The sequence below is a fragment of the Streptomyces sp. NPDC102441 genome (assembly GCF_044765585.1).
Taxonomy (GTDB): Bacteria; Actinomycetota; Actinomycetes; order Streptomycetales; family Streptomycetaceae; genus Streptomyces.
The window spans coordinates 211,696-223,736 of the sequence record NZ_JBIWKH010000010.1; the positions used below are offsets into that span (position 1 = coordinate 211,696).

At 70.7% G+C, this 12,041-nt stretch carries 14 protein-coding genes; 2 read left to right on the forward strand and 12 right to left on the reverse strand.

Going from position 1 to position 12,041, the window contains the following annotated elements; translation table 11 throughout:
• Positions 1-112: 112 nt before the first annotated feature.
• The 5 genes from ACIREO_RS23160 to ACIREO_RS23180 all read right to left on the reverse strand — a co-directional run bounded on the left by ACIREO_RS23160 (position 113) and on the right by ACIREO_RS23180 (position 8,106).
• A complete protein-coding gene (locus ACIREO_RS23160; protein WP_404113286.1) occupies positions 113-1,342 on the reverse strand; it encodes a hypothetical protein in 1,230 nt (409 codons plus the stop codon).
• Positions 1,343-1,492: 150 nt separating this feature from the next.
• Positions 1,493-5,266, reverse strand: a complete 3,774-nt coding sequence (locus ACIREO_RS23165; protein WP_404113288.1) for a hypothetical protein — start codon at positions 5,264-5,266, stop codon at positions 1,493-1,495.
• Between the two features lie 432 nt (positions 5,267-5,698).
• A complete protein-coding gene (locus ACIREO_RS23170; protein ID WP_404113290.1) occupies positions 5,699-6,517 on the reverse strand; it encodes an aminoglycoside phosphotransferase family protein in 819 nt (272 codons plus the stop codon).
• A 156-nt stretch (positions 6,518-6,673) separates the two neighbouring features.
• The gene (locus ACIREO_RS23175) at positions 6,674-7,516 is read right to left on the reverse strand and encodes a DUF6292 family protein (RefSeq protein ID WP_404113292.1); all 843 of its coding nucleotides are present in this window, start codon (positions 7,514-7,516) and stop codon (positions 6,674-6,676) included.
• A 170-nt stretch (positions 7,517-7,686) separates the two neighbouring features.
• Positions 7,687-8,106: a hypothetical protein gene (locus ACIREO_RS23180; RefSeq protein WP_404113294.1), complete on the reverse strand. Its 420-nt coding sequence runs from the start codon at positions 8,104-8,106 to the stop codon at positions 7,687-7,689.
• Positions 8,107-8,273: 167 nt separating this feature from the next.
• On the opposite strand from ACIREO_RS23180, the gene ACIREO_RS23185 reads away from it, so the two are divergent.
• Positions 8,274-8,549, forward strand: a complete 276-nt coding sequence (locus ACIREO_RS23185) for a hypothetical protein (protein ID WP_404113296.1) — start codon at positions 8,274-8,276, stop codon at positions 8,547-8,549.
• A complete protein-coding gene (locus ACIREO_RS23190) occupies positions 8,546-8,839 on the forward strand; it encodes a hypothetical protein (protein WP_404113298.1) in 294 nt (97 codons plus the stop codon). Before ACIREO_RS23185 ends, ACIREO_RS23190 begins: the two co-directional genes overlap by 4 nt.
• A gap of 213 nt (positions 8,840-9,052) precedes the next feature.
• Here ACIREO_RS23190 and ACIREO_RS23195 read toward each other — a convergent pair whose 3' ends face one another.
• The 7 genes from ACIREO_RS23195 to ACIREO_RS23225 all read right to left on the reverse strand — a co-directional run bounded on the left by ACIREO_RS23195 (position 9,053) and on the right by ACIREO_RS23225 (position 12,034).
• Entirely contained in the window at positions 9,053-9,424 is a 372-nt protein-coding gene (locus tag ACIREO_RS23195; RefSeq protein ID WP_404113301.1) for a fic family toxin-antitoxin system, toxin component, read from the reverse strand.
• A 15-nt stretch (positions 9,425-9,439) separates the two neighbouring features.
• On the reverse strand, positions 9,440-9,661 hold the full coding sequence (locus ACIREO_RS23200; protein ID WP_404113303.1) for a hypothetical protein: 222 nt from the start codon (positions 9,659-9,661) through the stop codon (positions 9,440-9,442).
• A gap of 88 nt (positions 9,662-9,749) precedes the next feature.
• Positions 9,750-10,256, reverse strand: a complete 507-nt coding sequence (locus ACIREO_RS23205) for a hypothetical protein (protein ID WP_404113305.1) — start codon at positions 10,254-10,256, stop codon at positions 9,750-9,752.
• A 124-nt stretch (positions 10,257-10,380) separates the two neighbouring features.
• Complete coding sequence (locus tag ACIREO_RS23210) at positions 10,381-10,812, reverse strand: hypothetical protein (RefSeq protein ID WP_404113307.1); 432 nt, start codon at positions 10,810-10,812, stop codon at positions 10,381-10,383.
• Between the two features lie 14 nt (positions 10,813-10,826).
• Positions 10,827-11,045, reverse strand: coding sequence for a hypothetical protein (locus tag ACIREO_RS23215; RefSeq protein WP_404113309.1), 219 nt, complete (start codon positions 11,043-11,045; stop codon positions 10,827-10,829).
• Positions 11,046-11,066: 21 nt separating this feature from the next.
• Positions 11,067-11,366 carry a hypothetical protein gene (locus ACIREO_RS23220; RefSeq protein ID WP_404113311.1) on the reverse strand — a complete coding sequence of 100 codons (300 nt, stop codon included), beginning with the start codon at positions 11,364-11,366 and terminating at the stop codon, positions 11,067-11,069.
• A 206-nt stretch (positions 11,367-11,572) separates the two neighbouring features.
• Positions 11,573-12,034 carry a hypothetical protein gene (locus tag ACIREO_RS23225; RefSeq protein ID WP_404113313.1) on the reverse strand — a complete coding sequence of 154 codons (462 nt, stop codon included), beginning with the start codon at positions 12,032-12,034 and terminating at the stop codon, positions 11,573-11,575.
• Positions 12,035-12,041: the final 7 nt, after the last annotated feature.

A 12,041-nucleotide genomic window follows, 5' to 3' on the forward strand; every position in this document is an offset into this window, starting at 1 on the left:
CTTCCTCACCGTCCGTCAGAGGCTATCCAACGACGCGGACGTGCGTCCGGGCTGTTCACCGCCGGCCGGCAAAGCTCCGTATCTCCATGGGCCGAGCAGGTCGGCACCGGGCTCACGATTTACCGCGCCGGGCGAACCGGAGCAGGCGCTGCCATCGCCCTCCCCCCGGTAGCTCGGCGGTGGGCGCCACGGGGGCAGGAGCGGGCGGCACGAACGGCGGATTCGCAGGGCGTGGAGGGATCACCGCGCCCGTCGGCCCGCCGGCCTCGTGCGTTCCGGACGGAGCCCGGCCGGGCTCTCCCTCTTCCGGCTCCCGTGACGCGAAGGGGGGTGTCACCGGAGCGGGGTCCGGGGTCCGGACGTCCTGTGCGGGCGCCGGGTCGGGATCGGTGCCCGCATCCGCCGGGGGCGGGGTCTGCACGGCGGCGTACGCCTCCCGGGCGCGCTGGTTTCGCCAGTTGAACCGGCTCTCCTGCGCGGTGTAGATCTCGTCCATCACCTGGTGCGCGTCCGCGGGCCGGAAGATGCCCCGGGTACGTGTGAGGGAGGCGAACGCGATGGGAACCAGCCCCCAGGTGTGGGCGTCCTGCGCAGGGCGCGGCTTGCTGATTCTCCAGTCCTCCCGCGGATCCGAGCGCCACCGCGGCCAGTTGGTCCAGTACTGCCCGCTCTGTACCGGGTGCTGGAAGCGGCGGATGCCGTAGGGGACGAGGACCACCTTCCCATCGAGCCAGCACACGTGTCCGCCGGCCGCGAGGATGGCTTCCTGCTGCTCGTTGGGGACCACTTGCTCGTGCAGTACGTCCTTGCCGCGCAGCCACACGGGGTGCGGGTCGAGCGCGTTGAACTGGGCGAGGTCGCGCTTGAGGAACCACACGTGCTGCGCGCCGGCATGTTCGTCGCGCACCGCGAGGATCCTGCGCCGGATGGTCTCCGGCCCCGGCAGCGTCCGTGTCGGGGCCTCGAAGATCACGGTGGTGGTGCCGCACTGCGCGATGACCGCGGGCGGCATCCCGGTCGGGTCCGCCGGGTCCTCACCGGGAGAGGTGGTGGTGCAGTGCGCGATGCCGGCAAGAGCACGGATCTGCTCGCGCAGCTGGATGACTACTTCGTCGGCGGCGTCGAGCAGGGCCTCTTGCTCCGGCCTGCTGCAGCCCTCGCTGCCGCGATGGGCGAAGTACGGCTGGACCTTCGCATCGGGCAGGGTGCCCTTGAGGATCAGCCACTCTCCGCAGGCCCGGCACCGGTAGCGGCCGCCGGCCATGCCCGGTGGCAAGCCCTCGATGTCGTCGTCGACCCATACGGCCTTCTTCGTTTCGCTGTCCCAGGCGCTCCTACCCATGCGGCTGATCATGTACGGCTTCGGTGCCCGGCCGCCAGGGTGCCGCCCGTCCGGCGGGCGGCACCCCGCACTGGGCCTCATCTGGCGGGAAACGCCTGGACATCTCCTCCCGCCCTGCGGGCCGCTTCAGGCAGCGGCGACGATCCCGGGTCAGGTGGCCGGGATCCAGCCGGGCTCGGGGTCATCAGGGCCGGCCAGCACCGCGGTGAGGCGCTCGGCGGTGATGTACGGGACGTGCGGGTCGGCGAGGAATGCGGCCGGCTCGATGGTGCGGGTGACCATCAGGGGCAGGACGCGCCAGTCCCGTTCACCGGTGACGCCGCAGGCCGCGGCTGCTTGGCGGGAGTGGGCGGCGATGGTGGCGGTCTTGGCCAAGAGCTTGTCGCGGTAGCGGGCCGTGAATTTCTGGATGTGCTGGAGCAGCGCGTGGGGGGCGACGGCCCCGGTGGGGTTCTTCGCCTCGATCACCCACAGCCGCCCGGCCGCCGGATCGGCGACGAGCAGATCGATCTCTCCGGCCAGGCCGGAAACGCCGAGGGAGGCGGCGGTCTTCTCCAGGAGGCGGAACCGGTGCGGAAGTCCTGCGGTACGGACTGCTTCGCCGATCTCGCGTTCGAGGTGTTGGTCGAGGTGCTGGCGGTGGCGGAGCAGCGCCTGCGTGACAGGGGCGGGAAGGTCGGGGTGGGGGAGCCGGCCGTCGTCGAGGTAGGCCGCGTACGCCTCGCGGGCGGCGCAGGCGAGCCAGGGCAGGACGAGCAGCCTCTCGCCGGCGTCGATCAGGGGCTGGATCAAGGGCCGGGACCGGCGTTCGACTTCGGTGTAGGCGTGCGGGCCGGTGCCGGCGGCGTTGCCGGGGTGCAGCCGGAGCCGGGCAACGGCCGCGCGCAGGTGGTCGGTGGGCAGTGCGGACCAGGCGCCGCTCTCGGCCACCAGGTCCTCGGTGGTGACGGCGGCGGTCCCCTCCGGCCCGGTGGGCCAGTCGGCCGCGGTGGAAAGGACGGCGTTGAGCGCTGCGAAGCCGCACCCCCAGTGCTGATGAAGCAGCTGGTCGGCTTGCGCGAGCTGGCTGCCGGCGGGCAGTTCGGGCGCGGTGAACGCGACCTCGGTGCGAGCGGCTGGAGCGGCGAATACGGAGGCGGCATCGGTGAGTTCAGGCTCCGCGGCGATGGACTGGGCGATCAGGCACTGCTGCCGGGCACGGTGGTAGGCGTCGGCGTCGAAGCCCAGGTGCTCGCCGCCCCCGGTGTCCTCTGCCGGGCCGGTCTCCCGTTCGGCGGGGCCCGGGCCGGAGGTAAGGGTGAAGATGCCGCTGGGGTCGATCTCCAGGTGCAGGTCGTGCAGGCGGCGTGCGGCGGTGACCGCGGTGATGCCGCTGTGCAGCACGAGTTCGGCCAGCGCCACGAGCTCGGCGACAGCGAGGACGTCGGTGGGCCGGTCGCCGGCGGGCGGGCCGGTCAGCGCCTGCTGCAGGAGCAGATGCAGCGCGGAGGTGGCCCTCGCTCCGTCGGCTTGGCGCTGTCCGGCCTCGGCAATCCAGTTCGCCGCCCAGGGAGCGGCGAGGTTCACCGCGCTCTGCTGGGCCGAGCGGGTGCGATCGGCCCAGGCGGCGTTCAGCTGCCGCGCCAACTCTGCGACCAGAGAGGGCTGGTAGGCGCGGATCTGCACGTCGAGTTCGCTCTCCAGCGCGTGCAGCAGCTGCTCGGCGGGCCCGCCCCGGCGGTAGGCGTCGGCGCCACGCCAGGTGCCGTACGGTACGCCGGCGCGCCGTACGGCGGCGGCCGCGGTGCGCAGGGCCCGGGCGTGCACGTGCCGGGAGTGCGGCAGAGTGAAGGCGGGGGCCGTGGCCGGCCACGCGTTGGCGGTGGCGGCCAGGCGCAGCACCGGGTACGCGCTGTCCCAGGCCGCGGTGAAGATATCGGCGTCGGTGCCCGGTCCGGCGCCACGGACGCGGCGGACCCGCTCGATCAGATGGTGCAGGAGCCGGCCCAGGATGTGGTGCCCCTGGCTGCCGTCACCGGTGAACGCGGCGAGCAACGGCGGGTCGATGTCGATGCCGATTCGCCCGGCCTCCGGATCCGCACCGGCCCGCAGCAGCAGCCACTCCTCCATCGCCGGGCCACGGCCCACGCTCGCGCCGCATCCGGCAGGGCCGAGCGAAGCGATGTCCGGATCCGGGCCGGCGGTGTATGGATGGGCCTGGGGCGCGACGGTCACCTGCACGAGGAGCGGCGCACCGCCGGGAAGCGCGGCGTGGGCGGCGGCCGCCGCGATGGTGGTGAGCGCGGTGCGCAGCGAATCGGCGAGCCCGGCGATACCAGCCGCGTCCAGGACGGCGCCCGGCTCGCAGGAGGGAGCGGCGACGATCACCAGCGGCGGGACGGTAGCCGCCCGCACCACCACCGGCCCTCCCGGCGTGACGTCCTCAAGGTCGGCGTGCACGCCGGATCCGCCCGCCTCCGGTGCGCTCAGCCGTGCGTACCGGAAGTCCCCGGCGGGCGGCAGTCCGGCGGCGGCCAGCACCTCGTCGACGCCCGCGCGCGCGGCGGCCCGCTCCCAGACCTCGTCGCGTACGGCCTCGGGGACCATGGCGACGCCGTCGCCGTCGCCGTCGGGGCCGGGCGCCAGCAGCGTCCCGCCGCGGTGCCAGGCCGACCAGGCGTCGAGCGCGTCGCGGTAAAAGACGCCGTGCACGCCGGGATGCTCGGTCAGCTCCAGGACGAACAGTGCCAGCGCCGCAAGGTCGCCGCCAGCGTCGTGCAGGATCTCGGCCACCTCCTCCACGTGCAGGAAGAGGGTGTCGCGGATCAGTTCGGGGCCGAGGAACCGGGGACCGCCGTAGACCACGAGCCGGCCGCGGCCTGCCGGCACGTCGGCGTCGGCGAGCGCGGCCCGGCCTTCCTCGACGCGCGCACCCAGGGCGCCGTCCGCGACAGCGCTGACCACGGCGATGTCGTAACGATGGCTGGGCGAGGAGAGCAGACACACCGGGCCCGGCCGGGCGGGAACAGCTTCCAGGCCCAGCAGTTGGGCGAGCCGGGCGACCGTCACCTCCTGCATGCGTGCCCCGGCCGCCTCCACGCCGGCCGGAGGTAGGCAGGTGAGCAGGCGGGCGACGGCCGGGCCGGCGGCCTCCGTCGCTGCGCCGGCCGGTACGGGCAGACGCCGGCCGTGCGCGGTCACCGCCAGGACCGGGCCGAGCAGCGGCATGTCCGGGTGGTAGCGCAGCGGCAGATCCTCGATGCGGCACGTCAGCCACTGCAGTGCCCGCTCGGCGCGCTCCGGGCGCCGAGCGGCCTGCACGAGTTCCGCGGGATCCGCGCAGGCGATTGCGGCGGCCGCGCGGACCTCGGCGGGCGTGACCCGGCAGGAGACCTCGCGCCCCTCCCCGCCGTCCGGCGCGGACTCGGACTCCGGCCAGGCCGTACAGAGCGCGGCGAGGCTCCGGTCGCTCAGGCGCAGCACCAGCTCGAGGACGTCCTCCGCCCCGAATCCGAGAACCTCGTGGAGAGCCTCGTCGACGGCCGCCGCGGTCAGCTTCAGGGTGCGCAGGACCAGCAAGGGGTGGGCGAGTTGTCCGGGGTGGACCAGCAGTTGGTCTCCGGCCACGGTGAACCGCACCCGGTCACGGACATCGCCCGGATCCCGTGCGGTCACGACGCCGCGCCCGGGAGCGGCCCTTACGGACGCCTCCACCAGTACGGGCAGGTCGGCGGCGCCGGCAGGGATGCCACTGCGGGCCGGGGTGCGCAGGACGCGGGTGAACAGCAGCAACAGATGATCATGAAAGCGGGCGCTGTCCGGCGCGACGAGTGCCGCCTGGAGGAGCTCGATCAGCGAGTCGGTCGAGAACCGCGCCATGGCCCGGTCGAGGACCTTCCACTCCACGCGGCGGTGCTGTGCGGAGGTGAGGTGCCTGGCGGTCATCGTGCGTCCGTTCCCCGAACTGGCTGATCTGGAGAAACAGCCTCGCAGGCAACTCCCCAACCACGCGCCCGTTTTGCTCCGATGGCGCCCCCGGATGCCGGCCGGGGCTGTCCCGCAGGGGCGGCCCGCCCGGCATCACCTGGGTTGCGGGCGCGAAACGGCCCCGGCCGCCACGCACGGGGGGACGCGACGGCCAGGGCGCGTTATCGCCAGCCTAGCGACGAAATGGTGTGAAGAAGGTGTGATCGAGCAGACCGGGACGAGTCGTCGACAGCCGATCGTTGGCTCTGTCGACGATGCACAACGGCGATTCGGCAGCAGTTCGGACTCTGGCTCCCTTTCTCTCGTGGTCGTCCATTCCGGGGAACGGCCACTCAGTTCTCCCGACACGTCGGGGAGTCGGGCATCGCTGCGCGGATCCAGTTGGTGCAGTCAGCGCAGGGCCTTCGCGAAGATGGATCGGTTGGTAGCTGTGTAGCTGTGTTCGCGCAGGGACCATGCGATGCGGGAGCGGATCTGTTCGTCATCGGCCACGGGCGGTTCGGGCGCATCGAGGTGCTGACGCCACCAGTCGGCGTTGCGGGCCTGGCGGTCGAGCATGGCGTCGAGGAGATCGGCTCGATCAGGTGCGTCGAGCCCGTAGGCGTCGGCGAGGATCCGTACCTGGGCAGCCTGGGTATGGGCATGTTGGGCTTGTGGCTTGGAGGAGACGCACCAGGTCCAGGCCATGTAACCGAGGTCCTCCAGGGGATGGCCGGGAGCGGCTGTGTCGAAGTCGATGAAGGCTGTGGGCCGGTCGTTTCGGAAGACGACGTTGTTCGGGCCGGGGTCGTGATGGCACACCACAGGGTGGCCTGCAGTGAGGCGGCTGCCACGCGTGGCCTCATGGAGCGATCGCAGAAGTGTGCCGGCGACGGCAACCTGTTCGTTGCTCCACGTCTGGAATCTCGTCGGAACTCGGCCGGGGAGGTAGCTGAAGGTGTCGCGACCGCTGTCGTCGAGACCGAGATAGCGTGGTGCGCCGGTACATCCCCTCGCTTCGAGGTGGCCGAGCAGTTCGGCGACAAAGGCCGACCTAGCTGTCACCGGCCGCCGGACGGTGTAGCCCACACGAACTACGCCCGGGGTGATCCGTCCACCGGACAGCGGTTCTTCGTCCTCTGTTCCCTGCATGGCTCCAGATTCCCCGATCTCTCGGCTGTTCGGGCCTGTGCACGTTAGCTGCTCACCATGCACCTGTGTGCTCGTCATCTTCTCGGTTTGCCCCTGGTCAGCGGCACCATCGGTGCTACGCCCGGCGATCCCCGCCCAGGTTCGCGTCAGTCGTCACCTGGTAGATGCCGGCGGCCACCGACGCCTCTCGTCCGACGGCGGCCGCCACCACGCCACCAGCTTCTGGCGTCGTGTCTACGCGGCCTGCCGCGCGCCGCCGGCCGGGTGCGTGAGGTAGGCGGCAAGTGACCGCTCCAGGTCCAGGATCACGTCCGTCGGGTCACCGGTGACGGGCGGCTCCGGCACGTAGCCGTGCGGCGGGCGCCACTCGTTCGCGGGCTCTTCCAGCCCCGGGAGCGGCGGCTCGGTGGCCGGCGCCCCGCCCCACAGGTGCGCCACCTCGGCGGCGACTTGCCTGGGCAGGGACATGAGGGGACAGGCCAGATCGCTCAGACAGCTGCCCAGGGACTCACCGCCGCCCGCTTCGAGGAAGGTGAACCATCCGCGGGTGTCCATCCATCCGACCACCCATCGCCGCGGCTGCTCTTCATCGGCTTCGCGGTCCGCGTAGTCCTCTCCGAGCGTGATGTAGATCCGGCGGTCCTCGTCGACCTGCACGTCCCAGTCCGCGATGTGCCCGCCGAAGGCCTCGATCGCGCAGGCGACCGCACGGCCGTAGGAGTCGGCGCTCTGGGAGAAGGGAACGGTGCCCCAGATTTCCGCCGCCTGATCATCGAGCATGCCCCGCTCGCTGCGGGACAGCTCCAGCCGGCCACCGCCAGGGAAGAGGTCCGCCGGATTCTGGCCGGACCCGACTACCCAGCCCGACCAGTACAGGTCGCTGTCCAGGCCCCGGAGCCCGTGCACGGTCGAGGTGCGGCTACCGATCGTCATGGCCAGTGCGCCGCGCTCGCCAGGAACGAGCACGGCGGTGGCGGTTCGCGGGCTGCGCAGTTGGCGCAGGGCAGAGGTGTACTTCGCGCCCTGGAGGGCGGCCTTCCGTGACTTCTTGGCGGCGGTGGACTGCTTCTTCGGCATGCTGTACTCCCTGGCGCGACAACCCCACGCTGCCGTCGGCAGTCAGTACACACCGGGCAGGAACATTCTCAACGCGGGCCCCGAGAGACCTTGGCCAACTGGGTCACCGAGCGGCGTGGGCGCCGGTGACGGCAGCGGACGGCAGTACACGCCTAGCCGTTGGGACAACGCTAACGCGCACCACTGACAATGCCCCGGCCATCCCAAGGTGCTCGCCTCTCGGGGGCTGCGGTCAGCTTCGTCCGCCGGTACTCGACGGCGAGGCGGGCAGTGGTCTCGCTGGTGAAACCGTCGGCCTCCTCGAGCGCTTCCGCAGGCAGCGGATCGGCCGGGTCGTACCCGGGGTTCGGGCACCCGGACAGGTGGCCACACAGTGCGTCGAGGCGGTCGAGGAGCGCCGCGCGTCGTGCCTGGTTCTCGTCGAGGGAGCGGAGCCACTCGTATTGGTCGCGGACATCGGACGGGCGTGGCGGCAAGGTCCGCCGGATCCCCTCGGCCCGCTCGGTGAGAACGCTGCGCACGGGCACACGCAGCAGTGCGACGAGCTCTTGGTCGTCGTGCTCCCGCACGTCCGTCATGGTCGCGGTCATGAGATCACTCTCGCAGCGGCCACTGACACTGGCGGTAGCGCGCCCACGGTTCGTTCCGGGACGGGCAGCGCAGCACCGGGACGAGGGTGGGCCGATTCGGGCCCTACCTGCTTGTCCGGGAGCATAGGCTCAGCAGGCACGCACTGACCTCGAGCGAGGAGCTCCTTGTGGCCGATCAGCACCCCCACTCCGACCGGGTCGCGCCGTTCGCCCGCGGAGGCGAGAGGAAGAGCTGTCACGAGGTCGAGCCATCGCAGTTCCTGGACGTCGTGCTCGATGCCGGCGAGAGCTGTGAGCGGGCACTCCTGAACTGTCAGACGACCGCCGCTGGCTGGACGCCGGTCCTTTTCGAGACTCCCGGCTTCGCCGGCACCCCGCTGGAGGAGAAGGACTCCCTGCCGGTCTTGCCTCTGCCAGGCCCGATGTACCCAGGTACGCGATGAGCGGGCACACGGGCCCGGCCCTTGCGGACCTCCCGACCGGCGTACGGATTTACCAGTTCATCAGCGACCGCCTCGAAGACCGGCGCATCGAGCAACACCCGCATGGTGCACAGGAGTACGCGGACACCTGGCGCACGGCCCACGACCTCGACAAGGACTACGCCAACGCTGTGCACGGCGGCGACCAGGACCAGGCCGCACACATTCTCCGGAAGCTCACGGAGATGGCTGACGTGTGGACGTCCCACCCCGATCACCCGGCCGCGCCGCCCGTTCCTCCGGCAGCCTGAGTTGTCGGCATGTCGCCGACCCTCCACATGCGATCCGACTGCTCCGCGGCCAGCTCCTGCCGGTCTCCAGAGCGCTCTGAACCAGGTGACCGCCTGTCGACGCAGGCCGGCCGCGTAGCGGGGCGCCAGAACATAGCGGGTACGCGCTGGCCCCAAAGATGCGGCAGTTCTCGGCGTAGGAAGCGCTTTCAGCATCTGGGCGCTGAAGGACGTTCAGGTGGTCCAGTTCTTGAAATGAGCGGCGATCTGCCGCACGTCGAGGGTTCCAGCAAGCGTCGCCTCAATAAGGTCGCCCACCTCATCGGCCTTCGCCGATACGGTCAGGCCGCACATGTTCAAAAAGCCGTAGGCAACCGAAAGAGCGAAGATTTCGTTGGAGTGGGCGAGCGCAGGCACCCTCAACAGGCTGTGCAGCAGGGCAGCCGCACGGTGGTGCGGCTCCGGGTAGACCACCTGATCCATGATCATGTCGCTGTGACGGGCAACAGCGGCTGCTGTCGCACCCCAGTCGGTGACATCCGGGTGGTCACCCAGACGCTGCTCGAGGATTTCCAACAGCCACGGACGATCGATCGAGAGCTGCACAGGGGTCTTTCTGGCTCAGGCGACCTGGCGGCCGGGGCGGCTCGGGCCGAATCGGAGGGCGAAGGCCTCTCCGAACTCGTCGATGCACGCCTGGGCGCCCGTGAGAAACAGATGCCGGGGCATGTTCGCCTCAACGAGGGCGGTCGCGAACGTATCGGGGTCGACACCTTCGGCCGCGGCGGCACGCTGAAGCCGGCCGCCTGACTCATCGCTCATCTCGACCTGGAACCTCGTCATGGGGCCACGGTAGCGCTCCCGCGTTGTCCGAGGGAAGCTGATGCCCGTTTTCGTGCCTTGCCCGGGGCGCGGACGGGGAGCGACCCGGTCAGGAGAGGCAGGTGCTCTTCGACCGTCCACCGGGCTCCTCGCAGGCGGCGATCTGCTTGCGCACGTAGTTGCCCAGGGCCCGAACGGACGCTTCGTCTACACCTGTGAGGTCGACGCCACAGAACCGCACGTCCATCCCCTCGTCCTTCAACTCCTGCAAAGCCGCGTTCGTGCCGATCCGGCGCAGGAGGTCTACGCAGGTCTCCTCGGAGAGCATCCACTGTGCGGGCAGTCCCCCGACGTGACCAGAGATCTCGCTCAACCGCTGCGGGCCGAGGTCCAGACGTCCGCCCGAGCGGACCTCGGCGAACCAGTTCGGCTCCGGGGCATACGCGCGCACTGGGGCTCCCGCCTTGGTGAGCGCCGCCCGGACACGCTCAATGCGAGCCAGAACCTCGCGGTCCGCGACCGGCACCTCGGCTGGCACATCGAGAGAGGGAGAGGGAGCGGCGGGCAGCCCGGCTGCAGAGGTGGGGCGACGGTTTCGGCGGAGCTTGGCGAACATCCCCCGATCATGCCGAGGGCCCCTGGCCTGCGGCTATCTCGAACCGAAGACAATTCTGTGATCATCCCCACGCCGGTGCAGCGCGCGGTCGCCGTCATCCGCCGACAGGCCGGTCCGTGGGGTGTCAGGCGCGGGTGGGGGCGATGGAGCGCCGGGCGGCGACCATGAGGCCGAAGGCCAGGACAAGTCCGGCGAGGTGGGATCCGCCGCGGAGGGTCATGGCAGCGGCGCCGGTGAGGCCCTGGTTGTGGACAACGACCTGGCCGGTGGCGTAGCAGAGGCCCCAGAGCATCAACATGGCCGCCGCCAGGATGACGACGCGGGCCCCGAAGGGAAGCCACGTCGGGTTGCGGGGCGGGCCGGCCTTGGTGTTGACGTGGGCGAGGTGGGCGCCGAGGGCCTGTTCGCGGGTGCCCGCAGGGCGGTGGGACATCCGGCCGCAGGAACAGGTGGCACGGAAGCGGGCGGCGCCGGCCGCGGTGGAGGCGTCCTCGTCAATGGTCATCTGGGGCAGGTGGCGGCCGTCGTCGATGACGAACCGGTCGAGATTGGGCACAGTCTCCCCCTTCATCAGTTGCGAGCGGTGGCAAGGCTGAGCGTCTGTCCGGCCTGGCGTTGGCGGTGCTCGTGGGCCTGGTCAAGGTTGGCGCGCAGCTGCTCGGCGCCGGTGGCCGGGTCGGTGTCGGGGAGGGCCAGAACGGGGTGGCCGGCGTCGAGGATGCGCCGGTAAGTCCCGTGGTGGTCACCGTTGCCGTCGGCGATCAGCGCAGCCGCTCCGGTGGCCCGCACGCACCACGAAGCGTCTGCTGGTCAGACAGGATCGGTGAACGAGACCGGCTTGCCGGTGGCGTGAGCGTATGCAACTTCTCTGCTCGTGGACTCGCCGACATACCCGCCTGGGTTGACGACCAGGACCCGGTCAGCCAGGTCGATCCTGCGCAGGTGGAGGACGCCCAGCGCGGTCTTCTGCTCGTTGGTGATCAACTCATCTGCTTCGACCGGTGCGACAACAATGACACCTGCGAAAGCCAGATCACGGTTCGCCGTACGCATCTGGTCCACGAACCGGCTAGAGCCGCAGATGCAGACAATCTCAGGTCGGTCGGGCACGGCTCGGTCCTTCGGTCGATAGGGAAACCGTCAGTGTGCAAGTTGACATCACGGACAGGCGCATGAGCCAACGGTCTACGCAGCGAGAGAACGCCACGCGGATGCACCGTCGCAGTCGGGAGGCGTGGCCCCTGTGCTGCTCGACGGCGAAGTCTGGGGTGTTTCCGGCTCGCCACCTTTCTTTGGCGAAACGGCCTAAAAGGTGACTAAAGGGCCGGATCGTGTGTCCGGAGGTCTGCCGCGGCGCAGGCGGCCCTGAACTCTGCCGTGGGAAGGTGCGGGTCGCAGACGGGTGAGGGCTGCGGGACAGGGCTGCCCGGCCGGCCCACCCGGTCGACAGCAGCACGCGTCCGGCGCGCCATGTCGGCGGCGACCACCGCGGTGAAGGGCTCCGGAACCGGGCGGCGGTCGCTGACCCCCAACATCGTTCCGTGTTGTGTACCCGTCATCGCGTAGGTTTCGATCTTCCAGCCCAACTGTCGTGCCGCAGCGCGCAGTGACGCCCGCAACAGGTCTGTGCCGCCAAGCTCTTGCACCTCGGTGTCGGGCAAGCGCACCTCGACGCTGCCGCCGTAGCCGCCTGCGTCCGAGGGGCAGCTGGCCCGCAGCAGCGGAAGAAGAGCGGAGGTCAGTGCGGCACGACGGGGATCCGGTGCTGATGTGGGCATGAGGTGT

Coding starts and splice junctions, on each gene's coding strand:
- ACIREO_RS23180 (WP_404113294.1), bottom strand. CDS start 8,106: ATGACCGCGACCATGACGGACGTGCGGGAGCACGACGACCAAGAGCTC.
- ACIREO_RS23225 (WP_404113313.1), bottom strand. CDS start 12,034: ATGCCCACATCAGCACCGGATCCCCGTCGTGCCGCACTGACCTCCGCT.
- ACIREO_RS23160 (WP_404113286.1), bottom strand. CDS start 1,342: ATGGGTAGGAGCGCCTGGGACAGCGAAACGAAGAAGGCCGTATGGGTC.
- ACIREO_RS23190 (WP_404113298.1), top strand. CDS start 8,546: ATGAGCGGGCACACGGGCCCGGCCCTTGCGGACCTCCCGACCGGCGTA.
- ACIREO_RS23165 (WP_404113288.1), bottom strand. CDS start 5,266: ATGACCGCCAGGCACCTCACCTCCGCACAGCACCGCCGCGTGGAGTGG.
- ACIREO_RS23170 (WP_404113290.1), bottom strand. CDS start 6,517: ATGACGAGCACACAGGTGCATGGTGAGCAGCTAACGTGCACAGGCCCG.
- ACIREO_RS23200 (WP_404113303.1), bottom strand. CDS start 9,661: ATGACGAGGTTCCAGGTCGAGATGAGCGATGAGTCAGGCGGCCGGCTT.
- ACIREO_RS23175 (WP_404113292.1), bottom strand. CDS start 7,516: ATGCCGAAGAAGCAGTCCACCGCCGCCAAGAAGTCACGGAAGGCCGCC.
- ACIREO_RS23205 (WP_404113305.1), bottom strand. CDS start 10,256: ATGTTCGCCAAGCTCCGCCGAAACCGTCGCCCCACCTCTGCAGCCGGG.